Origin of the sequence: Siccibacter colletis (assembly GCF_000696575.1) — a bacterium.
Lineage (GTDB): Bacteria > Pseudomonadota > Gammaproteobacteria > Enterobacterales > Enterobacteriaceae > Siccibacter > Siccibacter colletis.
The window spans coordinates 1-24,326 of the sequence record NZ_JMSQ01000004.1; the positions used below are offsets into that span (position 1 = coordinate 1).

A 24,326-nucleotide genomic window follows, 5' to 3' on the forward strand; every position below is an offset into this window, starting at 1 on the left:
CGTGGTGAAAATGCTGGTGGCGTGAGGTTGATGGCTGCTGGCGGGTGCGCTGCGCTTACCCGCCCTACAAACTATCCCGTAGGGTGGATAAAAATCGTAGGGTGGGTAAGCGTCAGCGCACCCACCATTAAAACCGAGTGCAAAATCGTAGGGTGGGTAAGCGCCAGCGCACCCACCATAAAAACCGAGTGCAATATCGTAGGGTGGGTAAGCGCCAGCGCACCCACCATAAAACCGAGTGCAAAATCGTAGGGTGGGTAAGCGCCAGCGCACCCACCATAAAACCGAGTGCAAAATCGTAGGGTGGGTAAGCGCAGCGCACCCACCATTAAAACCGCACCCGCCTTACAACCCGTTACGCCAGCGTCGCCACCATCACCGCTTTGATGGTATGCATGCGGTTCTCCGCCTGGTCGAACACGATGCTGTGCGCCGACTCAAACACCTCATCCGTTACTTCCATTCCGCCGTGCAGGCCGTACTCCTGCGCCATCTGCTGGCCGAGCGTGGTCTGGTCATCGTGGAACGCCGGCAGGCAGTGCAAAAACTTCACCTGCGGATTACCGGTTAACGCCAGCATCGCGCTGTTAACCTGATACGGCCGCAGCAGCGCGATACGTTCCGCCCACTTCGCCTTCTCCTCACCCATCGACACCCAGACATCGGTATAGATGAAGTCAGCCCCGCTCACGCCGGACGCCACGTCCTCGGTGAGGGTAATACGTCCACCGTTATGCGCTGCCAGCGCCTGGCATTCTGCCACCAGGCTCTCTTCCGGCCAGCAGGCTTTCGGTGCTACCAGCCGCAGGTCGAAGCCCATCAGCGCCGCTGCTTCCAGCAACGAATTGCCCATGTTATTACGCGCATCGCCCGCATAGGCGAGGGTCATGTCGCGCAACGCTTTACCCGGTGCGTGCTCCTGCATGGTGAGCAGATCCGCCAGCAGCTGGGTGGGGTGGAATTCGTTAGTTAACCCGTTCCACACCGGCACGCCGGCATACTGCGCGAGGGTTTCCACAATCTCCTGTCCGTGACCGCGATACTGAATGCCGTCATACATGCGGCCCAGCACCCTGGCGGTGTCTTTGATGGACTCTTTATGGCCAATCTGGCTGCCGGACGGCCCCAGGTACGTGACGCGCGCGCCCTGGTCAAAAGCGGCAACTTCGAAAGAGCATCGGGTGCGGGTTGAGTCTTTTTCGAAGATGAGCGCGATATTTTTGCCCGTCAGCTGCGGGGTTTCGCTACCGTTTTTCTTGTCGCGCTTGAGCGTGGCGGCAAGACCGAGCAGGTGGGTGATTTGCGCAGGGGTAAAATCAAGCAGTTTCAGGAAGTGCTTACCAGAAAAATCAGACATAGTTCCCTCACATGGCTGACGCCACTAATTGAATTAAAATTCAATTTATATGTATGAATATTCATTTGCAACCCTGAGGCAGAAATCTTTACTGTGAAAGGTGGAGGCATTCTCCGGCGTGTGTGAAAATAAGAGTATCTGCCACCTATGAGGAACCCATCATGGCAAACCCGGAACTCCTGGAAGAACAGCGCGAAGAAACGCGTTTGATTATTGAAGAATTACTGGAAGACGGCAGCGATCCGGACGCGCTGTACACCATCGAACATCATCTTTCGGCAGATGATTTCGAAACCCTGGAAAAGGCGGCGGTTGAAGCGTTCAAACTGGGGTATGAAGTGACCGATCCGGAAGAGCTGGAAGTGGAAGAGGGCGATACCGTCATCTGCTGCGACGTGGTGAGTGAAAGCGCGCTGAACGCCGAGCTTATCGATGCGCAGGTTGAGCAGCTGCTGAACCTCGCCGAGAAGTTTGGCGTCGAGTATGACGGCTGGGGCACCTACTTCGAAGATCCGAACGGCGAAGAGGGTGACGACGGCGACGATGACGAGCTGGTGGACGACGAGGACGACGACGGCATTCGTCACTAAGTAACCTGTGCGGCAGCCCCCGCTGCCGCACCGCAAGGACCGGACATGAACTACCCGCAATTACTCGCCCCGATACTCGATTTCCTCCACTGCCCGACCCCCGATGCCTGGATTGAAAAAGCCAGACAGCCGGAAAACCTGCCGCTGCTGCTCACCGACCACATGATCTGCGAACTGAAAGCGGCCCAGACCGCGATGCTGCTGATCCGCAAATATGTCGCCGACCAGCGCGGCGGTGAAGCGCTGCTGAGCTGGCTGAAACCCTATGAATCCTTTACCTATGGCGGTGGCCCGGAGCCAGATTTTGTCGCGCTGCATAAGCGCATCGGCAAAAGCGTGATGCCGCACACCGAGGATCCCTGGGGCCAGCAGCTGATCGACAGCATGGTGCTGCTGATCAAAGAGGAGCTTCACCATTTCTGGCAGGTACGTGAAGTGATGATGAAGCGCGATATCCCCTACGTGAAGATCACCGCCAGTCGCTATGCGCGCGGGCTGATCCGCGATCTCCGCACCTGGGAGCCGCAGCGGCTTATCGATAAGCTGATCTGCGGGGCGTATATCGAAGCGCGCTCCTGCGAACGCTTCGCCGCGCTGGCACCGCACGTTGATGAGGAGCTGCAGGCGTTTTACCTGTCGCTGTTGCGCTCGGAAGCGCGTCACTATCAGGACTACCTGACGCTGGCGCAGTCGATTTCCGATGACGACATCACCCCGCGCGTGCGCCACTTCGGCGACGTGGAAGCCGCGCTGATTACCACACCCGACAGCGAATTCCGTTTTCACAGCGGCGTTCCTGCCTGACTCTCCTAATATTGGTAGTTGTCAGCCTGAGGAGGTGCAATATTTCCTCAGGCTGGTAAAACGTATCGGCTGCATCGACCAACAAGGAGCTCTATGAACTGGACGCACATTATTGTTGCAGGCTACGCGGGCGCGGTTATTGCGCTGCTGGTAACCCTGCTGCGTAAAAAAGGCTGGGTAAGCAAGGCGGGCGCGGTGGTGCTGGCGCTGGCGGCAATTGCCCTCTGGAACGTGCTGGACGCGCGCTATTTCATGCCGCAGCGCCAGAGTGTGCAGACGCAAAGCGAGGCGGAGCGATTCGATGCGGCCTTTGCGAAGCTGCCGATCTACGGCGTGCTGAAAGAGCAGGAGCCGCAGTTTATGGCGCAGCTGCGCGATCGCTCGCTGGCGATGCAGAAAGAGGGCAAGTCGGAGCAGCAGATTATCGACGCCATCCAGCCCGAGATCATGACGTTGCAGATCAAGCGTCTGCAATCCGCGCCGGATGCCAACGTGGTGGCATTTATGCAGGCCAATATGCAGCAAACCGCGCTGGTGCAAAAAGAGAGCGACGATGCCTGCTTCCGCTTTCTGTTTCCGGGGGTGAAGGGCGGAATTAACGCTGCCCGGCTGCTGCCGCAGGACGTAACGCTGCACCGCATGGAAGTGGATGCGGAGATGATGCGTGCCGCCTGGGGTGAAACGAAGCATACGGTGACCGAGGCCGAGCGCCAGCGGGCGCAGCGTGACGTACAGCCGATCCTGCAAAAGCTTACCGACCGCTACGGCAGCGATTTCTCGCTGATGGCTACGCCGCAGCAGGCGATCGGCAAAGAGCAGCGGGTATGCAATATCGTGCAGGATCTGTGGCGGGAAGTGTTACAGCTGCCGGCGGATCGCGCGGCGGGCATTATTCGTCTGTCGATGGAAATGACGGGCCAGTAAACCGGCCCGCAGTGCTACAGGTTTTTCAGCATCCGCACTTCGCAGTCCACGTGGCCGGTACAGCCCAGCGGGGCGGAGATGTGGTCGAAGCCCAGGCTTTCATAGAGGGCGATGGCCTGCCGGAGAAACGCGGTCGTTTCCAGATAGCAGCGGGTGAAACCCTGTTCGCGGGCGAAGTCCAGCGCTTGTAGCGCCAGCTGGCGGGCCAGCCCCTTACCGCGCGCCGCAGGCAGAAAATACATTTTTTGCAGTTCGCAGATACCCGGTTCGCTGCAGGCGAGTGGCGCAAGCCCGCCGCCGCCGACCACCTCGCCGTTATATTCCACCACCCAATAGGCGTGGCGCGGCTGACTGTAGAGCTGATACAGGGCATCAAGATTGGGATCGGCAACGGTATAGCCTTTATCTGCCGTTAAGCCAAATTCCGCGGATACGGCGCGAATAACGCGCGCAATAGCAGGATTATCATGTGCGGTGAGCGGACGAAGTCGTAATTCGCTGCTCGCTGAGGGACTGCTCTGCATGGTCTGACCTGGTTATTAGCTGGAAAACACGCGAGCGACCAATATAAAACAAACGTATCGCAGATGAAAAATAAAAACCCGCTGCGTTATCGAATTAACCTTGCTGCCATTTTTTACTGGCAGCCTATAACCGCGCAGGCGCAACCTGCGTTTTAATAACTCCCCCTGATTTCAGGGTTTTTTATTTCTTTCAGGATGAAAGCGTATGAATTCACTGTCGAGTGAGACCAACACACAGCGTCACAAACTCAAATTTCATGGCACTGCCGATACCTGGTACGGTATCTGGCTGGTTAATTTACTTTTATCGTTTATTACCTTCGGTATTTATTCCGCCTGGGCGAAAGTACGCACGTACCGTTATTTCTACGGTAATACCGAACTGGCTGGCGACCACTTTGATTATCATGCAAAGCCGATGCAGATCCTGCTGGGACGCATGTTAACTATCGCCGGCATTATTGTGTTTTATATCTGTACCCTGCTGGCTCCGACGCTGGGGGGCGCAATGCTGCTTGCTTTCCTGGCGTTGCTGCCCTGGATCATCGTGCGCAGCTGGCGCTTTGAAGCCATCATGTCGAGCTATCGCGGCGTGCGCTTTAACTACCGCTGTCATGTTGGCCGCGCCTACATGACGTTCCTGGTCTGGCCGGTGCTGGCATATCTGACGCTGTTTATCCTGCTGAGCATGGCGTACGGGCTGGTGGCGGTCACCGGTATGCAGTTCCTTGCTGTGGCGCTGGTGGCATTGTTCATCATCCCCGGTTTTGTCGCGGTAAATGGCGTCCTGAGCGCCGTGCAGCATGACCTGTACGTCAATAACATGTTCTTCGGCAATTCCGCCTTCAAAGGCGTGATGAAAAAAGCGGCCTTCGTGAAGTTCTCGCTGATCTCGCTGCTGCTGGCGGTGCCGTTTATCGTGCTGATCGGTATGCTGATGGGGGCGCTCACCATGACGATGGTGACGATGAGCGAGTACGGTGTCAGCGATGAAGCGATGGGTGAGATGGTGGGGGCAAATGTCAGCAGCTTCCTTCTCACCTACCTGATGATGCTGGTATGGGGCATGATGACGCGCGCATACCTGACCGTCGCCCATCGCAACTACATGTTCAACCAGACCACGCTCAACGACGGGAAAATCTCCCTGCACTCTAGCATGAAGCTGCTGCCGTACCTCTGGCTGCTGTTTGTTAATGCCCTGATTATCTTCTTCTCGGCGGGCCTCGCCACGCCGTTCGCGCAGCTGCGTCATGCCCGTTACATGGTCGAGACGCTGGAAGTGGAAGGCGACATCGACACCCTGGCGGTGCAGGCGCACACCGACACCGCGCAGAGCGCGCTGGCGGAAGAGCTGGTGCAGGAACTGGATCTCAATGTCGGCATCTGAACTTGAGTGTGACGGCTACTACCAGTATCCGGGGCAGGCTGCCAGGGAGGCGGCCCGTATCACCTTTCGCGACGCCTCCCTGACGCTGCGGCTGGATGCCGGGGAGCGGCTGTTTACGCTCTCCCAGCTGGAGATCCGCCCGGCGCCGGAAGGCGTCCCGCAGGCCATTACTTTCCCGGACGGCGGGCGCTTTATGCCCGCTAACCCTGCCGCTTTTCGTCACTGGTATGAGAACCGCCACCGCAAACCGCCGCTGATCAATGCCCTGGAGCGCCGCAAAAGCGGCATTGCGGCGGCGCTGATCGGCACGCTGCTTACCGCGGTGTTCTATGTGGCGGTGCTGCTGCCCTGGCTGAGCGAGACGATTGCGTATCATCTGCCGGTGGCGGTGGAGCAGCAGCTGGGTGAAGTCAGCGAGCAGCTGCTGGTCGAGCAGGGGTTCAGCAACAGCAGCCTGAGCGCGGCGCGTCAGGCGCAGCTGCAGGCGCTGTTTAGCGCGGTTACCCCGGCTGAGATGCGCGATAAAGGCGGGCTGCGCCTGCTTATCATGCACTTCCCGGAAGGGGCCAACGCGCTGATGTTGCCGAACGGCACCATGATCCTCAGCGATGAGCTGGTGGCGCTGGCGAAAAGCGACGATGCACTGGCCGCAGTAATGCTGCATGAGATGGGTCACTACCGCTACCGGCACTCGCTGCAGATGCTGGTGCGCTCGTCGCTGATGACGCTGTCGATGATGCTGGTGGTGGGGGACGTGGACGGCATTGGCGATACGCTGCTGCAGTCGGCGGTATTCGTCAACGAGATGCGCTTCTCGCGCGGGATGGAGAATGAGGCCGACGAATTCGCTATTGCCGAAATGAAGCAGCAGGGCCGTTCGCTACAGGCGATGGTGCAGATCTTTGCCGCGCTGAAGGATGAGCATCCCGACGATGACGGGCTGATGATGCCCGACTGGCTCAGCACCCATCCGAACATGGAAGCCCGCCTTGAGCGCATCAGGGAAGCATCAGGAGGGTAAACCCAGGGTGGGTAAGCGCCGCGCACCCACCTTATTCCCCAGAAACCCCGTAGGGTGGGTAAGCGCAGCGCACCCACCGCATAACACCCATAAAAAAACCGGGCCTGGCCCGGTTTTTTGTTATCGCTTCTCTTACAGCGCGCTGATAACCGCCTGCTGCTCAATCAGCTTCGCTTTCGCGTCCTGATAGCCTTCAATCTTCTCGCGCTCTTTGGCAACTACCGCTTCCGGCGCGCGCGCCACAAAGCCTTCGTTGCTCAGTTTGCTTTCGATACGGGCGATCTCCTGCTCGACCTTCGCCACTTCTTTGGCGAGACGGTCCAGCTCGGCCGCTTTATCGATCAGGCCCGCCATCGGGATCAGCAGCTCGGCGCCGTCGATGATTTTGGTCACGGAAACCGGACCTTTATCGTCGGCAGACAGCACGGTGATGCTTTCCAGACGCGCCAGCGTTTTCAGGAAGTTCAGGTTTTCGTTAACGCGACGCGCGGCGTCAGCGCTGCACCCGCGCAGCAACAGCTCCAGCGGTTTACCCGGCGCGATGTTCATCTCGGCGCGGATGTTACGCACGGCGATAATTGCCTGCTTCAGCCACTCGGTATCGGCCAGCGCGGCTGCGTCAACCTGCGCAGCGTCATACGCCGGGAACGGCTGCAGCATGATGGTATCCGCATCAATGCCTTTCAGCACTTTCACGCGCTGCCAGATGGTTTCAGTGATGAACGGAATGATCGGGTGCGCGAGACGCAGCAGACCTTCCAGCACGTTCACCAGCGTATTGCGGGTGCCGCGCAGCTCGGCCTCAGAGCCGCCGTTCATGACCGGCTTGGTCAGCTCCAGATACCAGTCGCAGAACTGGTTCCAGGTGAACTCGTACAGAATGCCGGCCGCGATGTCGAAGCGGAAGTTGTCCAGCGCCTCGCGGTAGGCTTTCACCGTCTGGTTGAACTCCGCGAGGATCCAGCGATCCGCCAGCGACAGCGCGATCTCGCCGCCGTTGAAGCCGCAATCCTGATCTTCGGTGTTCATCAGCACGAAGCGGCTGGCGTTCCACAGCTTGTTACAGAAGTTGCGGTAGCCTTCCAGGCGCTTCATATCCCAGTTGATGTCGCGACCGGTCGAGGCCAGCGCCGCCAGGGTGAAGCGCAGGGCGTCGGTGCCGTGCGGTTCGATGCCGTCCGGGAACTGCTTCTCGGTGCGCTTGCGGATTTTCTCAGCCAGCTGCGGCTGCATCATGTTGCCGGTGCGCTTCTCCAGCAGGTCCGGCAGCGAAATGCCGTCTACCATGTCCAGCGGGTCAATCACGTTGCCCTTGGACTTGGACATCTTCTGGCCTTCGTCGTCGCGGATAAGGCCGGTCATGTAGACGGTCTTAAACGGTACCTGCGGCTTGCCGTCTTCATCTTTGATAAAGTGCATGGTCATCATGATCATGCGCGCAATCCAGAAGAAGATGATGTCGAAGCCGGAAACCATCACGCTGGTCGGGTGGAACTGACGCAGCGCGTCGGTGTTTTCCGGCCAGCCGAGGGTAGAGAAGGTCCAGAGCGCGGAGGAGAACCAGGTGTCGAGCACGTCTTCGTCCTGGCGCAGCTGCACGTCGGCGCTCAGGTTGTTTTCCTGACGCACTTCCTCTTCGCTGCGGCCCACGTAGACGTTGCCTTCCGCGTCGTACCACGCCGGGATACGGTGACCCCACCACAGCTGACGGGAAATGCACCAGTCCTGAATATCGCGCATCCATGAGAAGTACATGTTTTCGTACTGCTTCGGCACAAACTGGATGTCGCCGTTTTCTACGGCTTCCACCGCCGGCTTCGCCAGCACGTCGGCACGCACGTACCACTGGTCGGTCAGCATCGGCTCGATAACCACGCCGCCGCGATCGCCGTACGGTACGGTCAGGTCGTGAGGTTTGATCTCTTCCAGCAGGCCGAGGGCGTCTACCGCCGCAACGATAGCTTTACGTGCCGCAAAACGCTCCATCTTCTGGAACTCTGCCGGGATGTCGCTGGAGTAGACGTCAGACTCGTTGCCTTTGGTGTCGTACACTTCTGCGCTTTCACGGATATCGCCGTCAAAGGTCAGAATGTTGATCATCGGCAGGGCGTGACGACGGCCGACTTCATAATCGTTGAAGTCGTGCGCCGGAGTGATCTTCACGCAGCCGGTGCCTTTTTCCATGTCGGCGTGCTCATCGCCCACCACCGGAATACGGCGGTTGACCAGCGGCAGCATCACGAATTTGCCGATAAGATCTTTGTAGCGCGGATCTTCCGGGTTCACCGCCACGCCGGTATCGCCCAGCAGGGTTTCCGGACGGGTGGTTGCTACCACCAGATAATCTTTACCGTCGGCAGTTTTCGCGCCGTCGGCCAGCGGATAGCGGATGTGCCACATCGAGCCTTTCGACTCGCGGTTTTCCACTTCCAGATCGGAGATCGCGGTGCGCAGTTTCGGGTCCCAGTTCACCAGGCGTTTGCCGCGGTAGATGAGATCTTCTTTATACAGGCGCACGAACACTTCTTTCACCGCGTTGGACAGGCCTTCGTCCATGGTGAAACGCTCACGCGTCCAGTCCACGGAGTTGCCGAGACGGCGCATCTGGCGGGTAATGGTGCCGCCGGATTCCGCCTTCCACTGCCAGATTTTATCAATGAACGCGTCGCGGCCGTAATCGTGGCGGGTCTTACCCTCTTCAGCCGCGATTTTGCGCTCTACCACCATCTGGGTGGCGATACCCGCGTGGTCCGTCCCCGCCTGCCACAGGGTGTTTTTGCCCTGCATACGCTGGTAGCGGATCATGGTGTCCATGATGGTCTGCTGGAAGGCGTGACCCATATGCAAACTGCCGGTGACGTTCGGCGGCGGGATCATGATGCAGAAGCTTTCCTGGCTCTCATCGCCATTCGGCTTGAAGTAGCCCTGCTCTTCCCAGTGCTCGTAAAGCGGCTGTTCGATATCTTGTGGGTTATATGTCTTTTCCATGTCTGCTATGTCGTTCCGGGCACCGGCGGGGTGGCCGTAGTCAAGTGGAAACCGGCGACGCGATAGGCTTTATAGCGTTCGCGCGCCAGTTGTTTCTGAGAATCTTCGTGAGGTACGAAGTCTATCACTTCAGGGAAAGCGGTGGCAAAAGCTGCAAACTCGGGCAGCAGGCTTATCAGCACATCGCGCGCCGCGCTGCCGCGCTTCTGCGGCCAGGCCAGCTCAACCGGCGCACCGGCACGCGGACCTTCGCCCGCGAGGTTGTGCGGCACAAAGCTGTTGGCATCCCGCTGCCAGAGCGCCTCATCCAGACGCACCGCCTGGGCTTCGTCGATACAGGCTACCAGCACGCGTTTCCCGCTGCGCCAACGTTCTGCGGCAAGGTCACACACCAGCTGTTCGACGGCGTTAAGGCCATCCTGATGGGTGTCGTTTTCCAGCAGATAGAACGTTGCGTTTTTCATGATATGGGGCTTCTTGTGATGGATGTAAATCATGCACCCTCAGCCCGGCGCTCTCCCTCGTGGTGAAGGAGAGCGCCGTCAGGGCGAGGGGGATTTTATCTTACTCTTCGCCGTTATACCCGGCACGGTTGAGCAGGAACTGGGACAGCATCGCCACCGGACGACCGGTTGCGCCTTTCGCTTTTCCTGAACGCCATGCGGTACCGGCGATGTCGAGGTGCGCCCAGTTGTACTTACGGGTGAAGCGCGACAGGAAGCAGCCGGCGGTGATAGCCCCGCCCGGGCGACCGCCGATGTTCGCCATATCCGCAAAGTTGGAGTCGAGCTGCTCGTAGTACTCGTCGCCCAGCGGCAGACGCCACGCGCGGTCACCCGCCTGCTCGGACGCACCGATAAGCTCGTGCGCCAGCGGATTGTGGTTCGACATCAGGCCGGTGATGTGGTGGCCCAGCGCGATCACGCAGGCACCGGTGAGGGTGGCGACGTCAATCACCACTTCCGGCTCGAAGCGTTCGACGTAGGTCAGCACGTCGCACAGCACCAGACGGCCTTCGGCGTCGGTGTTCAGCACTTCAACGGTCTGGCCGGACATGGTGGTCAGCACGTCGCCCGGACGATAGGCGCGCCCGCCAGGCATGTTTTCACAGCCCGCCAGCACCGCGGTGACGTTCAGCGGCAGCTGCAGCTCAGCCACCATGCGCATCACGCCGTAGACCGCTGCCGCACCGCACATGTCGTACTTCATCTCGTCCATGCCTTCGCCAGGCTTGAGGGAGATGCCGCCGGAGTCGAAGGTCAGCCCTTTGCCCACCAGCACGATCGGACGCGCCTCGGCGGTCGGGTCGCCTTTGTATTCGATAACCGACATCAGGGATTCATTCTGCGAGCCGGCACCCACCGCGAGGTAGGAGTGCATGCCCAGCTCTTTCATCTGCTGCTCGCCGATAACGCGGGTAACAATATTTTTGCTCCAGGAGTCCGCCAGCTGGCGCGCCTGGGAAGCCAGATAGGCCGGATTACAGATGTTCGGCGGCATGTTGCCGAGATCTTTCGCCGCTTTAATACCGGCGGCAATCGCCAGACCATGCTGAATGGCGCGCTCGCCGCTGGTCAGTTCGCGGCGGGTCGGCACGTTGAACACCATCTTACGCAGCGGACGGCGCGGCTCGCTCTTGTTGGTTTTCAGCTGATCGAAGCTGTAGAGCGACTCTTTCGCGGTTTCCACCGCCTGGCGCACTTTCCAGTAGGTGTTGCGGCCCTTGACGTGCAGCTCGGTCAGGAAGCAGACGGCTTCCATTGATCCGGTGTCATTCAGGGTGTTGATGGTTTTCTGGATCACCTGCTTGTACTGACGCTCGTCCAGCTCGCGCTCTTTGCCGCAGCCAATCAGCAGAATACGCTCTGACAGCACGTTAGGAACGTGATGAAGCAACAACGTCTGCCCCGGTTTTCCCTCAAGCTCACCGCGACGAAGCAGGGCGCTGATGTAGCCGTCGCTGATCTTATCGAGTTGTTCGGCGATGGGGGAGAGGCGTCGCGGTTCAAACACGCCCACAACGATGCAGGCACTCCGCTGTTTCTCCGGGCTACCGCTTTTTACACTGAACTCCATGCACTACGCTCCTGAATCTTAAAGACAACGGCGGTGGCGACGGTTAGAATTGCAACCTTTCGTAACGCGCACTCCGCTGTTGCGATGACTTCGTGTTAATCTTAACGTGTTTACGTTTCGGGCACGTCAGAACAAGTTCTGGGTCGCGAATTCGCTGGATGAGCCAATCTTTGCGACGTTTTCAACGACTCAAGAGAATAAATGACGTTTAAGCCTTGAAACAAGCGATTTTCCTGCAAAAAGACTCGTTTTCACAGGCGTAATTAATGTGATAATCATAAGATATCTGGTCCGGGAGACGCTCAAGAGCCAACTGGCAATCCTTTTTATCCTGCTGCTGATCTTCTTCTGTCAGAAGCTGGTAAGGATTCTTGGGGCCGCTGTTGACGGCGATATCCCGACAAATCTGGTGCTTTCCCTGCTCGGTCTGGGTGTGCCTGAAATGGCGCAGCTGATCCTGCCATTAAGCCTGTTCCTCGGCCTGCTCATGACCCTCGGCAAACTTTATACCGAGAGTGAGATCACCGTCATGCATGCCTGCGGGTTGAGCAAAGCGGTGCTGGTTAAAGCGGCGATGATCCTCGCGCTGTTCACCGGCATTGTCGCGGCGATAAATGTGATGTGGGCTGGCCCCTGGTCGTCTCGTCATCAGGATGAAGTGCTGGCCGAAGCGAAAGCTAACCCCGGCATGGCGGCGCTGGCCCAGGGCCAGTTCCAGCAGGCCACCGACGGCAACGCGGTGCTGTTCATCGAAAGCGTTAACGGCAGCCAGTTCAACGACGTGTTCCTCGCGCAGCTGCGCCCGAAAGGCAGCGCCCGTCCTTCCGTGGTGGTGGCCGATTCCGGCGCGCTGAGCCTGCGCGCTGACGGTTCGCAGGTGGTGACCCTCAATAAGGGCACGCGCTTCGAAGGCACCGCGATGCTGCGCGACTTCCGCATTACCGATTTCCAGGATTACCAGGCGATTGTCGGCCACCAGACCGTGGCGCTCGACCCTGACGACAGCGCGCAGATGAACATGCGCACCCTGCTGAGCAATGACTCTCCCGGCGCGCGCGCCGAGCTGCACTGGCGTCTGACGCTGGTGTTCGCCGTAATCGTGATGGCGCTGATGGTAGTGCCGCTGTCGGTGGTCAACCCGCGTCAGGGCCGTGTGCTCTCGATGCTGCCAGCGATGCTGCTTTATCTGGTGTTCTTCCTGCTGCAGACCTCGCTGCGCTCCAACGGCGCGAAGGGCAAGCTGGACCCGCTGATCTGGATGTGGCTGGTGAACCTGCTTTATCTGGCGCTGGCGGTGGGCCTCAACCTGTGGGATACCGTGCCCATGCGTAAACTGCGTGCCCGATTCGCACGTCAAGGAGCGGTGTGATGCCTGGTTTTGGTGTACTTGACCGCTATATCGGTAAAACGATTTTCAACACCATCATGATGACGCTGTTCATGCTGGTGTCGCTCTCCGGGATCATTAAGTTTGTCGATCAGCTGAAGAAGGCCGGGCAGGGTGACTACAGCGCGCTTGGCGCGGGTATGTATACCCTGCTGAGCGCGCCGAAAGACATCCAGATCTTCTTCCCGATGGCGGCGCTGCTGGGTGCGCTGCTCGGACTGGGGATGCTGGCCCAGCGCAGCGAGCTGGTGGTGATGCAGGCTTCCGGCTTCACCCGCCTGCAGGTGGCGCTGGCAGTGATGAAAACCGCTATTCCGCTGGTGCTGCTGACAATGGCCATCGGCGAGTGGGTTGCCCCTCAGGGCGAACAGATGGCGCGTAACTACCGCGCGCAGATGATGTACGGCGGCTCGCTGCTCTCCACTCAGCAAGGGCTGTGGGCGAAAGACGGCAACAACTTCGTCTATATCGAACGCGTGAAGGGTGATAACGAGCTGGGCGGTATCAGCATCTATAGCTTCAACGACGAGCGTCGCCTGCAGTCGGTGCGCTACGCGGCCTCCGCGAAGTTTGATGCCGGGCAGAAAGCGTGGCGTCTGTCGCAGGTGGATGAATCCAACCTGCAAAATCCGCAGCAGATCACCGGCACCCAGACCGTGACCGGCACCTGGAAAACCAACCTCACGCCGGACAAGCTCGGCGTGGTGGCGCTGGACCCGGATGCGCTGTCGATTACCGGCCTGCGTGATTACGTGACCTACCTGAAGTCCAGCGGCCAGGACCCAGGGCGTTACCAGCTCAACATGTGGAGCAAAATCTTCCAGCCGCTCTCCGTGGCGGTGATGATGCTGATGGCGCTGTCGTTCATCTTCGGCCCGCTGCGCAGCGTACCGATGGGCGTGCGCGTGGTCACCGGGATCAGCTGTGGCTTCGTGTTCTACGTGCTGGACCAGATTTTTGGCCCGCTGAGCCTGGTGTATAACATCCCGCCCATCATCGGCGCGCTGCTGCCAAGTGCCACCTTCTTCCTGATCAGCCTGTGGCTGATGATGCGACGAAATTGATAGTGCAGTGATGGACGTAAAAGAGAGGCGATGACCTCTCTTTTTTTTTGGACCGCTGCCGATATAGAGACAACACCCTCAAGGAAGGGCTTTGCATAGTCACGGAGGATAATGGCGTATGAAAGATATTTTCATCAAAACGCGGCGCTGGATAACGCTGCAATTTTTCGAATCATTGGCGATGAGCTGCTTCAGAGCAGAAGCATGGTGCGGCGGGCTCCTCGTGGCAGGTGCTTTGCTTCATCATGACCTGAGGTATTTTTATCTACTCGAAGTCATCGTTTTTATTATTCTGACTTTTTTGTTGCTCTGGTTAATGCGTAAAACCGATCGCGACTCCAGGCAAGTCGGCACGGTACGCATTGGGTCCCCAATGGAGCGTGAAGCCGATCGCGTCTTGTTTCTGTTTGATCTCACTGAGCGGGTTAATGCATTGCTCATGGCACTTCTTTTTCCTGCCTTTTGTCTGAGCTTTGCAATGATTGACTACCGGTGGGCCCTGTGGTGCCACCATCTTTGGGTGTTAATTCTGGCTGTCACTTATTTCCGTCTGTCGCGTCGACTCAATCGGATGAGGAAAGAACGTGGGTATGGGGAATACACCCGGCATGCCTGAGGGGGTTTTGATGCCGGACGGAGCCACGCCTCGGCTTGTGTTCATGGTGGGTGCGCAAGCTTACCCACCCTACGGGTCGAAGCTGGGTAGGGTGGGTAAACGGAGTGCACCCACCGTTAGGGCATGAGGTCTATGGGATTACGGTGATGGTTCCGTTCACCAGAGCACCGCACTTACATGGGAACGCTGCTGCACGTGAACGGGTGAAGGGGGCTCGCCGCCACCCCCTTCACTATCCCGGCTCCCGGCCAACAAAACCGGCCCGTTGGGCTGCCCTTGCCTCCGGCGTTTCGCTTCCGGTCGGGCGCGATACCCCATCCCGGGGCTCGCGCCCTCTGGCGGTTCCCGACCGCCAGCCCGGACTCAACGCCTGCGCCGCGGCGGTTTTGATGCCGGACGGGCCACGCTTCGGCTTCTGCGTTTATGGTGGGTGCGCAAGCTTACCCACCCTACCGGTTTCAGGACGGGCGTTGCACCCACCGTTTACCGTGCAGCCATTTCCAGTAGTTGTAGGGTGGGTAAGCGCAGCGCACCCACCGTTTACCGCAGACTCACCGTTTACCACCCACCATTCACCACTCACCCATTTTCAGCAAAATCTGCCTTTTCTCCGCGGGACGACACAGGGACTATGCTGTGTACTACGTTTCAAAAAATAGTGGGAAGCTATGTCCAGATTTTTCTATAACGAGCGCACCCGCCTCGTCGACGACGCCCTTGAAGGCATCATTCTCAGCAGCCGTTTCGGCAACCTGACAAAACTCGATATCGACCCGGCCATTCGCGTCGTGGCGCGCAGCGACTGGGATAAAAGCAAAGTCGCGGTGATCTCCGGCGGTGGCTCGGGCCACGAACCGGCGCACGCTGGTTTTGTCGGGAAAGGGATGCTCACCGCCGCGGTATGCGGTGACCTGTTTGCCTCGCCGAGCGTGGACGCGGTACTGAACGCCATTGTCGCCGTCACCGGCGATCGCGGCTGCCTGCTGGTGGTAAAAAACTACACCGGCGACCGCCTTAACTTCGGCCTCGCGGCGGAGAAAGCCAAGCGCTACGGCCTGAAGGTTGAGATGGTCATCGTCGGCGACGACATCGCCCTGCCGGACAACAAACAGCCGCGCGGCATCGCCGGGACAGCGCTGGTGCACAAGATTGCCGGCTACGCCGCCGAACAGGGGAAATCCCTCAGCGAAGTGCGCGATATGGCGCAGAAGGCGTGCGATAACCTCTGGAGCCTTGGCCTCGCGATGCAGACCTGCAACCTGCCGGGCAGTGACGAAGAGAGCCGCATCAAATCGGGCCAGGTGGAACTGGGCCTCGGCATTCACGGCGAACCGGGCGCCAGCGTGGTCGCCAGCCACAACAGCCGCGAGCTGGTCGCCACCCTGGTGGAACAGCTCCAGCAGCAGGCAGGCCCGGACGCGCGCCTGGCGGTGCTGATCAATAACCTCGGCGGCACCTCGGCGCTGGAGATGGCCCTGCTCACCAGAGAGCTGGCGCACTCGGCGCTGCGCGAGCAGATCGACTATCTTGTCGGCCCAGCCCCGCTGGTCAGCGCCCTTGATATGAAGGGCTTCTCGCTCAGCGCCCTGCGCCTGAACGACGAGTTTATCGCCGCGCTCACCGCCCCGGTGGAGACCAGCGGCTGGCAGCCTGCGGTGGCATTCGCGCCGATGAAAACCCAGAAGCAGAACATGGTGCACGACAGCGTCGAGTATCACGCCTCGGAGAACGCGCAGGTGCAGACCACCCTCGCTATCGCTACCACCACGCTTATCGAGCTGGAGAACCGCCTTAACGCGCTGGATGCTAAAGTGGGCGACGGTGATACCGGCTCGACCTTCGCCAAAGGCGCGCAGGACATTGCCCTGCTGCTGGTGAACAAGGCGCTACCGCTCAACAACACCGGGCAGCTGTTACAGTTGATTGGCGAGCGGCTGGCAACGGTGATGGGCGGCTCCAGCGGCGTGCTGATGTCGATCTTCTTCACCGCCGCGGGCCAGCGCGTCGCCGAGGGCGATGCCCTGCCGCAGGCGCTGCAGGTCGGCCTGCAACAGATGAAGCGTTACGGCGGGGCCGATCTCGGCGACCGTACCCTGATCGACGCCCTGCAACCGGCGCTGGAAGCCCTGGCGCAGGGGGGCATTCAGGCTGCTGCCATGGCCGCACAGAAGGGGGCCGACAGCACCGCGCAGATGCAGAAGGCCGGTGCGGGGCGTTCGTCCTACATCAACAGCCAGAACCTCGACGGCGTGACCGATCCGGGCGCGATGGCGGTGGCGGAAGTGCTGACCGCGCTGGCGAAGTGACCGCGCTTATCCTTCCGGGTAAGTAAGCGCCCACAACAAAGGCTCCTCACGGAGCCTTTGTTATTTCAGCGCGGGATTAAAAATCCGCTTTCAGCACCACGCGGTAGCGGGCTTTGCCGTCACGCACGTGCTGGATCGCCTCGTTGATGCGCGACATCGGGAACTCTTCGGTCTGCGGCGCCACTTTGGCACGACCAGCCAGCTTCATCAGCGTGCGCAGTTCGTGCGGTGACCCGGTAGAGGAGCCGGCAATGCTGCGGTCCCCGGCAATCAGCGAGAACGCCGGCACTTCGAACGGCTTCATTACTGCACCTACGGTGTGGAAGTTGCCGCCATACGCCAGCGCCTGGAAGTACGGCATCCAGTCCAGCGATACGTTCACGGTATTGATGATGAGATCGAACTGGCCCGCCAGCGCTTTCAGAGCTTCCGGATCGCGGCTGTTCACCACGCGATCGGCACCCATACCGAGGATTTCCTGCTCTTTAGACGGGTTAGAGCTGAACGCTGTTACTTCGCAGCCCATCGCGCGCAGCAGTTTGATGGCGATATGCCCCAGACCGCCGATACCGATCACGCCCACCCTGCTGGTGGCGGTGACATGGTGCATCAGCAGCGGTTTGAACACCGTAATACCGCCGCACAGCAGCGGACCGGCGGACGCCGCGTCGATGGATTCCGGCAGCGGGATGGCCCACTGCCAGTTAGCGCGGATCTTATCCGCAAAGCCGCCGCGGTTGATGATGGTCGGCACGCTGCCTTCCACGCAGTTCACCTGGCTGCCGCTGATACAGGCATCGCAGTGCCCGCAGCTGTCTGCGGTCCAGCCGATACCGACGCGCTGACCCACTTTCAGGCCTTTGTCCTGCGCGCTGCTGCCGAGCGCATGTACGCGGCCAATCACCTCGTGACCCGCAACCAGCGGATACTGCGAGAAGCCCCATTCGTTGTCGATCATCGACAGGTCCGAGTGGCAGATACCGCAGTACTCTACCTGGATTTCAACGTCTTCCGGCTTCAGTTCGCCCGCGTCGTACTCATACAGCTCAAGCTCGGCACCGGCCTGCGGCGCGGCGTAACTTTTGATTTTCGACATCACAGTTTCCTTTTTGGTGGCTCTGACATGCAGTGTAGAACATGCCACACCTGGAAGCGGGTTGCGATTGGTGCGGTGGGGGAAGGGACGGAGACGTTTGCAGGCGAGCAGAGCAGAGGAACCAGCGCAGCGCTGAAATTTTCAGCACTCAACGGGACTTAGCCACCGCGCAGCTTGCAAGGTGGCCGCTGACAGGTATAATCCACAACGTTTCCGCATCCCCTTCAGTGCCGAAGTGGCGAAATCGGTAGACGCAGTTGATTCAAAATCAACCGTAGAAATACGTGCCGGTTCGAGTCCGGCCTTCGGCACCATCGACAATGATGATATTAAGAAAAAGAGTATAATCAGAGCATTGTATGCTAGCGCATAATTTTGACGGCGCTGCTAAAAGCTTTGGGCAAGATATTTTTATTCATCTCCTCTGCATACTTAACCCCAAAAGTTCTAAGCGTTTCGGCATAATTCTGCGAAAGAATAAAGTGAATAGCCAAAAGTGTGTCCTTTCTGAGAACTTCATCCTGGTTCATACAATAGCGTATTGTAATATTCTGAACTGCTCAGGATACGGCATGATGATGCAGTCACGCCCCGACGAGTAATACGCCCGATTCTGGCGTCAGTGAGTGATCGTTACCGCCGTTTGCCGGGCAAATTGTTCTGTAACGGCAATAGGGTCATCCCCTATCACGACAAGCTGTGAAAATTCCACCGGCGGACTTTCACATTGCTGCGTGTTGAACAGCCCGAATTCGCGTACCACAGCCTAAGAAGTCACTTCGGGGTTGCCGGCAGTATCAAGAACGGTGTTTCCGACGGTGCCCACAACCTCGCGCTGCTGGGGCAGATAGAACACGGCCAGTGTCGATTTTTCGCCTTTGCGTACATTACCGCCTGTATTGCGGATTTGTGTGAAGTTCAGCCAGCGATCGCTCTCATATCCCTGTTGCTCTGCGCTGCTCCAGAGTAGAGGAATGTTGATGCCATGATAAAACCGCCCGGATAAGGCATTCATCGGCACCAACGGTTCCCCTTCCCGCCACGGGCGAACCCAGGGGATCAGGCTTTTCTCCAGCGCGGCGATAATTTCATCGGTGACTTTCTGGTAAAGATCGTTACTTCTGTTCATAAGCGTAACCTCATGATAAAGAAGCCGGGTACAGCGCTCCCGGTCGGGGGTCGCCCAGTACGGGGAGTGAAGGATGCTGAGGCAATCAGCAGGTATGAAGGGCAGTAACCAACAGGTGATTATCTTCAAGCGTTAAGCGCAGCGGTGTCATCAGCGGTACATTGCTGCTGCCGTCAGAGGGCAAACAGTACAGACCGAAATTGATGCTCTTACGGTGCGGGCCTGCGCTTTTAAATGTCAGCATGGTGGCGACAATCAGGTTTTCGAGACGGTCGTCTTCCTGAGAGGGAGCGGGTGGAAAACTGACTACCTTTTCCCAGGCCTCAGATGAGACAGACAGCGATAAGTATTTTGCTTCAGGGCAAGATGAAGTAGGCATAGCGTTTCTCCAGTTATGAAATCAGAGAAACGCCGCCCAGCAGGGAGGGATTCCCTGCATGGTGGGGTAGAGGATGTATCAGGCGCTAAGCGCTTTCCGCGAGGATGATACGGAACGGCCGAAAAGGCGAGCCTCACCGGGAAGGTGGCAACCTGAAGACTCTGGTTACGGGTTGAACTTCGTACAGATCAATACGGTATCAATAATAATCAAGAGTCAGGCTGTTCAGTAAGAGAGTTCGGGAGTCGTTATTCTGGAATTCAGTCTGGCGCGCGATTTATCCGCTATGGGGGTTAAAAGAAATTTGTCCTCTACAGGGGATAAAGCATATTGGGCAATCGATGATACCTGCAAAGTTCACTGTCTCAGGCTTTGAAGATCTGCTTACGATGCCAGCCGACGTATTGTTCGGTAGGTCATAGTGATTTGTCATGAGGAAGATGCAACGGCTGGCCGTTTCGTTGCCAGAACAGGTTGTCCACCACAGGGCTACGGCTGACGCCGCCGGAGATGCGAATGGTAAGGTTTTCATCCAGCCCGAACGTGCCCATATCAAAAGCATCATGGTGCAGTGAACACAACGCCAGACCGTTGTTTACAACACACGGTCCGCCATAGGTTTTCCAGTGGATATGGGCGGCTTCAATACCAACCAACGCACCATCCAGCCGTAGATCGTAACCGCAGAAAGCACATCGGGAGTGGTAAGCCCGGAGCACGATATCCCTGAAGCGCGGATCGCGGTTCTTTGAGCGGTCAATAAAATCCAAGCCTAGTTGTTTGGCGAGGATTCGCTGAATGCTTTCGGGGAAGCGATCCATCAGGATTTGCTGGGCCAGTTGGTCGATCACTTCAGGGTGTGCAAGTAACTGTTGGTAGGCAGCTTCATCAAAGCCGTCCGCTACATGGTTATCAATCAGCTCTTTTTTGTCGGCTGGGTGTTGCCTCTACGGGGTTTACAGCTTTCCGCGTTAGTGATTTCCCAGAAACCGTCAGTTCTGAGTCGCCAGAAAGGCATATTGGGGTAGTCAATGCGTCGCTTAGGACCAAACTCTTTCAGCAGGCGGGTAAGCGGTTCGTGGATCTCAAGGCTGTAGTTAAACAGGCGCGGGTGTCCTGCTTTGTACTGCGACAACACATACAACAGCAGTAACGGCTTATGCGGTGCGCATACATCCCCCTGACGCCATATAGAGACGTTGGAGATGGCCGATTGCAGCGCTTCGAGAGATATCAGATGAATGAACCGGGTAACAGGCTGATGTTATTGCGATCATGCTCGCAAAAGCGGTGAAATTCAATTGTTGCTCTTCACATTGGTTAGGGGGCAACCGAGATTTAATGTCTATAACTTTGAGAAGTTGTTTTGATTATTTATTGTTATAGCGAATTATATATTGTGTAGCAGCGTGAGATTTCTGGTTGCATTTTTTTATGTGGAAAAATTAGTTATTTAAAAATTAAGGAGGGATGAATAACATCTATAAATTAAATACCGAACAGCCTCTCAAAGAGGGAGCGTAGGTAGTGTTCGTGTTGATGAAATTGACAAAAAAAGAATAGAAGACTCGCTGCTGATGTAAATAGGTTGGTATAGTAAACTCTCATAAATATTATCAACGAATTGAAAATGCTTGTTTTGATGAGCTCCTTTGAAGTGTAGGGCATGGTGCTTCGTGAGCCATTCAACACATAGTAGTTGCTGGCTGGCTTTGCTGATGACATGCAGGAAGGTGGGATTCAGGCTTCAGTTGTGTAAGTCAAGTTTTGTTTGCCTTTCTATATCTCTTTGATTTAAATGCACAAAAATAAAGGCTCTATCGATGGCGTCACATCGTTTGTATGTGAAATGAAAAATTTACTGTACAATACGGCATTATGTCCGTATGGAAAATGAAATTACGAGAAATTGCAACATGAATCCACATTCAACCCAAAAAAAGAGAGAATTGGGTGCTTATTATACTCCCCCGGAACTAAGTAAGGTTCTAGCCGATTGGGGTATTACTTGTGCGTCACAGACTGTTTTAGAGCCGAGTTTTGGTGGATGTGGTTTTCTTACTAGCTGTATTGAACGCTTAGAATATTTAGGGAACAACAAACCACTCAATAACTTATATGGTGTGGATATAGATCAACACGCTTTTGATACGTTATACAATAAGTTCCCATTTTATAAAAAAAATAAAAAAGTTTTATTTTAGCTGATTTTATCTCGGTGAAACCCAGCGACTTTAATGTTGAAGGATTTGATGTTATATTAGGGAACCCTCCATATGTATCTATGCATAACATGACCGATTTGCAGCGTCAGTCATGTAGTGAGATTCTGAATAATTCCTCTTTTTCAGGTAAGACTATTGGACGGAACGCTAGTTTATGGTCATTTTTCCTGTTACATAGCTTAAGCTTCTTAAAAAGTGGTGGTAGAGTTGCATGGGTTCTCCCTAGTAGTCTTTTACACGCGGATTATGCTAAAAAACTTCTCGACATATTCTGCAATCATTTTAAACATATTTATATAATTAAACTGGCAGAACGTTTTTTTGTTGAAGAGGGAGCCCAAGAAACTTCTGTAATTTTAACCGCATCTGGTTTTAATAAATATGGTGAAGCAAAAGGGAATTTAACCGTTTCTTCTGTCAATAATGTCAATGATTTAGAAAGAGAGTTAAATAAAAAGAGTTCAAATAATATTAAAAATATAGATGAGTTTAAGTTTGAATTAATATCCAAAGATATTAAGGATGCATATCTTTCTATTACTAATAACCCGAGTTCGATTAAGTTTGGTGATATATGCTTGATAAAAATAGGTCTGGTTAGCGGAGCAAATAGTTTCTTTATTCTCAATAAAGAAACTATAAATAAGTACTCCATACCAAGCAAGGTTTTATATCCTATTGTCGCAAGATTCTCTTATTTAAATGGGGTGAGGCATAATCAAATAAAGCATAAGAAGATTTTTGAAAGGAACGATAGGTCATATCTGCTTTCGCCAAATTATGAACAATTATCATGCTATGAATCTGTTCGTGATTATATATATTCCTTGTCTTCTTATGAAATAAATAAAAATAAAACTTTCCAGAAAAGGCCTAACTGGTTTGAACCAAATCATGGCATTGACTCAATTATTCCTGATGCTTTTTTAAGCTATATGATACACCGGGGACCGAGATTAGTCATCAATCAGAGTAATATAAATTGTACTAACTCTGTTCATAAGGTCTTCTTTCGAGATAAGAGCATAAGTTATAAAAATAAAATAGCCATATCTATATCTTTGCTATCAAGTTATTCACAACTTTCGGCTGAAATTGTTGGGCGTGCCTATAGTTCTGGTGTTTTGAAAATAGAACCAACGGCTGGGAAATCCATCAATGTATTAATGGATGAAAAAATTATTGATCCTTTGTACTCACTAACTAACAAAATAGAAGAACTGCTCGATAGAGAAGAACATAAAGAGATAAGGAAATTAGTAGATAATGTACTTATAGACAACAATATAATCACAGAATCAGATTGTGAAAGATTTTCCTTAGGAATCGACCAATTACGCTCTGAACGTTATAAAGGAGTAAAAAAATATCATGAGTAATGATAAGGAATTAAAAGATAAAATTTCTAAACTGTTCATGAACTCAGATGGGCAGGTTAATTACAATAAACTGCTAGAAGTTGCAACAGATCTTTCTTCAGAAGATTTGAGCAACATTAGATTTTCTGTAGACGCGAAAATAGTTGAAAGGCTAGGTGAGCAGCTTGTAGCCAAAAAAACGACAGCATTAAGCGAATTGATTAAAAATGCTTATGATGCTGATGCATCTTCAGTAAACGTTGACTTTATTGGAACCGAAGAACCAGGGGGAGTGATAATTATTCGGGATGATGGTCATGGGATGGATCATCGTGATTTACTCCGTGGGTTCATGACAATTAGTACCTCGGATAAGATAACCAATCCAACCTCTTTCAAATATCAACGAGCAAAAGCCGGAAAGAAAGGTATTGGACGATTCTCAGCTCAAAAATTGGGCTCAAAATTAGAGCTGATCACAAAAAAAGAAGGTGAAAAACACCACATTTGCATGGAGGTTGACTGGGATAAATTTGTGTCTGGTGTACCCTTATCTTTTATCAGTAATAAAATTGATTACATAGATGAAGGATATGATTTTGAACATGGAACCTTGCTAAAAATATCAGGTGTAAGGGAAGCTTGGACAGATAATAATATCAAAGCGGCATTTAACTATGTATCTAACATTATTAAAATCCCTATAAAAGTAAAAAAAACGGATGATCCTGGGTTTGTGGTTAAATTTCACTATGTCAATAAAGAACATAATATAAATTCTGCTATATTATTAGATAATAACACTGAGTTTTTAGATTATGCAGACTTAAAAGCCACAGGTTATATGAATGATAAAGCCGAGTTAGTAATTGAGATTGAAGGATTAACTGATAAAAAATTTACGGATACATTAGTATTTAAAGAAGGTTATAATGAACTTCTAAAGGAATTCGATTATAAATTTGAAGGGCTTTATTTTTCAATGGAGAAGGGATCACCCAAGCCAAGAACATTGCAAAGTTTTTATACAACAATGGAGGGATAAAGTTTTATCGAAATGGATTTAATGTTGCCCCCTTTGGTGAGAGATAT

Annotated in this window: 21 protein-coding genes, 1 tRNA gene and 1 pseudogene; 13 read left to right on the forward strand and 10 right to left on the reverse strand. The window is 55.0% G+C overall.

From position 1 onward, the window contains the following. Positions 1 to 355 precede the first annotated feature (355 nt). Both argF and argL read right to left on the reverse strand, forming a co-directional pair. Positions 356 to 1,357 carry an ornithine carbamoyltransferase gene (argF, locus tag ET34_RS0103385; RefSeq protein WP_031519472.1) on the reverse strand — a complete coding sequence of 334 codons (1,002 nt, stop codon included), beginning with the start codon at positions 1,355 to 1,357 and terminating at the stop codon, positions 356 to 358. Further along, positions 1,327 to 1,467, reverse strand: a complete 141-nt coding sequence (gene argL, locus ET34_RS23170; RefSeq protein WP_413783763.1) for a putative translational regulatory protein ArgL — start codon at positions 1,465 to 1,467, stop codon at positions 1,327 to 1,329. The genes argF and argL overlap by 31 nt, the downstream gene beginning before the upstream one ends. Positions 1,468 to 1,518: 51 nt before the next feature. Between argL and rraB the strand changes: the two genes are divergently transcribed. The 3 genes from rraB (at position 1,519) to ET34_RS0103400 (ending at position 3,675) form a co-directional block, all read left to right on the forward strand. Further along, complete coding sequence (gene rraB / locus ET34_RS0103390; protein WP_031519474.1) at positions 1,519 to 1,947, forward strand: ribonuclease E inhibitor RraB; 429 nt, start codon at positions 1,519 to 1,521, stop codon at positions 1,945 to 1,947. Positions 1,948 to 1,992: 45 nt separating this feature from the next. Further along, positions 1,993 to 2,751, forward strand: a complete 759-nt coding sequence (gene miaE / locus ET34_RS0103395) for a tRNA isopentenyl-2-thiomethyl-A-37 hydroxylase MiaE (RefSeq protein WP_031519476.1) — start codon at positions 1,993 to 1,995, stop codon at positions 2,749 to 2,751. Positions 2,752 to 2,844: 93 nt separating this feature from the next. After that, the gene (locus ET34_RS0103400) at positions 2,845 to 3,675 is read left to right on the forward strand and encodes a hypothetical protein (protein ID WP_031519478.1); all 831 of its coding nucleotides are present in this window, start codon (positions 2,845 to 2,847) and stop codon (positions 3,673 to 3,675) included. Positions 3,676 to 3,689: 14 nt separating this feature from the next. Here ET34_RS0103400 and ET34_RS0103405 read toward each other — a convergent pair whose 3' ends face one another. Then, positions 3,690 to 4,199 (reverse strand): GNAT family N-acetyltransferase, encoded by a 510-nt coding sequence (locus tag ET34_RS0103405; RefSeq protein ID WP_031519480.1) that lies wholly within the window; start codon positions 4,197 to 4,199, stop codon positions 3,690 to 3,692. A 205-nt stretch (positions 4,200 to 4,404) separates the two neighbouring features. Here ET34_RS0103405 and ET34_RS0103410 point away from each other — a divergent pair, with 205 nt between their 5' ends. Next, on the forward strand, positions 4,405 to 5,589 hold the full coding sequence (locus tag ET34_RS0103410; protein ID WP_031519482.1) for a YjgN family protein: 1,185 nt from the start codon (positions 4,405 to 4,407) through the stop codon (positions 5,587 to 5,589). Next, the gene (locus tag ET34_RS0103415; protein ID WP_031519483.1) at positions 5,576 to 6,610 is read left to right on the forward strand and encodes a M48 family metallopeptidase; all 1,035 of its coding nucleotides are present in this window, start codon (positions 5,576 to 5,578) and stop codon (positions 6,608 to 6,610) included. The genes ET34_RS0103410 and ET34_RS0103415 overlap by 14 nt, the downstream gene beginning before the upstream one ends. Before the next feature lie 132 nt (positions 6,611 to 6,742). On the opposite strand, the gene ET34_RS0103420 is transcribed toward ET34_RS0103415, so the two are convergent. The 3 genes from ET34_RS0103420 to pepA form a co-directional block, all read right to left on the reverse strand. Continuing rightward, the gene (locus tag ET34_RS0103420) at positions 6,743 to 9,598 is read right to left on the reverse strand and encodes a valine--tRNA ligase (protein WP_031519485.1); all 2,856 of its coding nucleotides are present in this window, start codon (positions 9,596 to 9,598) and stop codon (positions 6,743 to 6,745) included. Positions 9,599 to 9,603: 5 nt separating this feature from the next. Continuing rightward, positions 9,604 to 10,062 carry a DNA polymerase III subunit chi gene (locus ET34_RS0103425; protein WP_031519487.1) on the reverse strand — a complete coding sequence of 153 codons (459 nt, stop codon included), beginning with the start codon at positions 10,060 to 10,062 and terminating at the stop codon, positions 9,604 to 9,606. Positions 10,063 to 10,162: 100 nt separating this feature from the next. Beyond that, entirely contained in the window at positions 10,163 to 11,674 is a 1,512-nt protein-coding gene (gene pepA / locus ET34_RS0103430) for a leucyl aminopeptidase (protein ID WP_031519489.1), read from the reverse strand. A 268-nt stretch (positions 11,675 to 11,942) separates the two neighbouring features. Between pepA and lptF the strand changes: the two genes are divergently transcribed. From lptF to ET34_RS0103450, 4 genes are all read left to right on the forward strand, one after another. Continuing rightward, on the forward strand, positions 11,943 to 13,043 hold the full coding sequence (gene lptF, locus ET34_RS0103435) for an LPS export ABC transporter permease LptF (protein WP_031519490.1): 1,101 nt from the start codon (positions 11,943 to 11,945) through the stop codon (positions 13,041 to 13,043). After that, on the forward strand, positions 13,043 to 14,125 hold the full coding sequence (gene lptG / locus ET34_RS0103440) for an LPS export ABC transporter permease LptG (RefSeq protein ID WP_031519492.1): 1,083 nt from the start codon (positions 13,043 to 13,045) through the stop codon (positions 14,123 to 14,125). The genes lptF and lptG overlap by 1 nt, the downstream gene beginning before the upstream one ends. 118 nt (positions 14,126 to 14,243) lie before the next feature. Further along, on the forward strand, positions 14,244 to 14,741 hold the full coding sequence (locus tag ET34_RS0103445; RefSeq protein WP_051640457.1) for a hypothetical protein: 498 nt from the start codon (positions 14,244 to 14,246) through the stop codon (positions 14,739 to 14,741). A 668-nt stretch (positions 14,742 to 15,409) separates the two neighbouring features. Beyond that, on the forward strand, positions 15,410 to 17,047 hold the full coding sequence (locus ET34_RS0103450; RefSeq protein ID WP_031519495.1) for a dihydroxyacetone kinase subunit DhaK: 1,638 nt from the start codon (positions 15,410 to 15,412) through the stop codon (positions 17,045 to 17,047). A gap of 76 nt (positions 17,048 to 17,123) precedes the next feature. On the opposite strand, the gene ahr is transcribed toward ET34_RS0103450, so the two are convergent. Then, a complete protein-coding gene (ahr, locus tag ET34_RS0103455; RefSeq protein ID WP_031519497.1) occupies positions 17,124 to 18,143 on the reverse strand; it encodes an NADPH-dependent aldehyde reductase Ahr in 1,020 nt (339 codons plus the stop codon). A gap of 229 nt (positions 18,144 to 18,372) precedes the next feature. On the opposite strand from ahr, the gene ET34_RS0103460 reads away from it, so the two are divergent. After that, positions 18,373 to 18,457: transfer RNA gene (locus ET34_RS0103460), tRNA-Leu, on the forward strand. Positions 18,458 to 18,909: 452 nt separating this feature from the next. Here the strand turns inward: ET34_RS0103460 and ET34_RS22890 are convergent. From ET34_RS22890 to ET34_RS20810, 3 genes and pseudogenes are all read right to left on the reverse strand, one after another. Beyond that, positions 18,910 to 19,272, reverse strand: coding sequence for an ArdC-like ssDNA-binding domain-containing protein (locus ET34_RS22890; RefSeq protein ID WP_236633811.1), 363 nt, complete (start codon positions 19,270 to 19,272; stop codon positions 18,910 to 18,912). Between the two features lie 85 nt (positions 19,273 to 19,357). Continuing rightward, on the reverse strand, positions 19,358 to 19,651 hold the full coding sequence (locus tag ET34_RS0103475; RefSeq protein ID WP_031519499.1) for a hypothetical protein: 294 nt from the start codon (positions 19,649 to 19,651) through the stop codon (positions 19,358 to 19,360). A gap of 416 nt (positions 19,652 to 20,067) precedes the next feature. Continuing rightward, positions 20,068 to 20,888 (reverse strand): annotated as a pseudogene (locus ET34_RS20810) (phosphorothioated DNA-binding restriction endonuclease). Between the two features lie 649 nt (positions 20,889 to 21,537). Here ET34_RS20810 and ET34_RS23080 point away from each other — a divergent pair. The 3 genes from ET34_RS23080 to ET34_RS22280 are packed head-to-tail and all read left to right on the forward strand — an operon-like array spanning position 21,538 to position 24,279. Next, positions 21,538 to 21,855 (forward strand): N-6 DNA methylase, encoded by a 318-nt coding sequence (locus ET34_RS23080; protein WP_201770416.1) that lies wholly within the window; start codon positions 21,538 to 21,540, stop codon positions 21,853 to 21,855. A 14-nt stretch (positions 21,856 to 21,869) separates the two neighbouring features. Then, a complete protein-coding gene (locus tag ET34_RS21490; protein ID WP_201770417.1) occupies positions 21,870 to 23,255 on the forward strand; it encodes an Eco57I restriction-modification methylase domain-containing protein in 1,386 nt (461 codons plus the stop codon). Continuing rightward, positions 23,248 to 24,279 (forward strand): ATP-binding protein, encoded by a 1,032-nt coding sequence (locus ET34_RS22280; protein ID WP_031519501.1) that lies wholly within the window; start codon positions 23,248 to 23,250, stop codon positions 24,277 to 24,279. Before ET34_RS21490 ends, ET34_RS22280 begins: the two co-directional genes overlap by 8 nt. Positions 24,280 to 24,326: the final 47 nt, after the last annotated feature.

Excerpts from the sequence above, each read along its gene's own strand:
- argF (WP_031519472.1), bottom strand. The coding sequence starts at position 1,357 with ATGTCTGATTTTTCTGGTAAGCACTTCCTGAAACTGCTTGATTTTACC.
- argL (WP_413783763.1), bottom strand. The coding sequence starts at position 1,467 with ATGCCTCCACCTTTCACAGTAAAGATTTCTGCCTCAGGGTTGCAAATG.
- rraB (WP_031519474.1), top strand. The coding sequence starts at position 1,519 with ATGGCAAACCCGGAACTCCTGGAAGAACAGCGCGAAGAAACGCGTTTG.
- miaE (WP_031519476.1), top strand. The coding sequence starts at position 1,993 with ATGAACTACCCGCAATTACTCGCCCCGATACTCGATTTCCTCCACTGC.
- ET34_RS0103400 (WP_031519478.1), top strand. The coding sequence starts at position 2,845 with ATGAACTGGACGCACATTATTGTTGCAGGCTACGCGGGCGCGGTTATT.
- ET34_RS0103405 (WP_031519480.1), bottom strand. The coding sequence starts at position 4,199 with ATGCAGAGCAGTCCCTCAGCGAGCAGCGAATTACGACTTCGTCCGCTC.
- ET34_RS0103410 (WP_031519482.1), top strand. The coding sequence starts at position 4,405 with ATGAATTCACTGTCGAGTGAGACCAACACACAGCGTCACAAACTCAAA.
- ET34_RS0103415 (WP_031519483.1), top strand. The coding sequence starts at position 5,576 with ATGTCGGCATCTGAACTTGAGTGTGACGGCTACTACCAGTATCCGGGG.
- ET34_RS0103420 (WP_031519485.1), bottom strand. The coding sequence starts at position 9,598 with ATGGAAAAGACATATAACCCACAAGATATCGAACAGCCGCTTTACGAG.
- ET34_RS0103425 (WP_031519487.1), bottom strand. The coding sequence starts at position 10,062 with ATGAAAAACGCAACGTTCTATCTGCTGGAAAACGACACCCATCAGGAT.
- pepA (WP_031519489.1), bottom strand. The coding sequence starts at position 11,674 with ATGGAGTTCAGTGTAAAAAGCGGTAGCCCGGAGAAACAGCGGAGTGCC.
- lptG (WP_031519492.1), top strand. The coding sequence starts at position 13,043 with ATGCCTGGTTTTGGTGTACTTGACCGCTATATCGGTAAAACGATTTTC.
- ET34_RS0103445 (WP_051640457.1), top strand. The coding sequence starts at position 14,244 with ATGAAAGATATTTTCATCAAAACGCGGCGCTGGATAACGCTGCAATTT.
- ET34_RS0103450 (WP_031519495.1), top strand. The coding sequence starts at position 15,410 with ATGTCCAGATTTTTCTATAACGAGCGCACCCGCCTCGTCGACGACGCC.
- ahr (WP_031519497.1), bottom strand. The coding sequence starts at position 18,143 with ATGTCGAAAATCAAAAGTTACGCCGCGCCGCAGGCCGGTGCCGAGCTT.
- ET34_RS22890 (WP_236633811.1), bottom strand. The coding sequence starts at position 19,272 with ATGAACAGAAGTAACGATCTTTACCAGAAAGTCACCGATGAAATTATC.
- ET34_RS0103475 (WP_031519499.1), bottom strand. The coding sequence starts at position 19,651 with ATGCCTACTTCATCTTGCCCTGAAGCAAAATACTTATCGCTGTCTGTC.
- ET34_RS23080 (WP_201770416.1), top strand. The coding sequence starts at position 21,538 with ATGGAAAATGAAATTACGAGAAATTGCAACATGAATCCACATTCAACC.
- ET34_RS22280 (WP_031519501.1), top strand. The coding sequence starts at position 23,248 with ATGAGTAATGATAAGGAATTAAAAGATAAAATTTCTAAACTGTTCATG.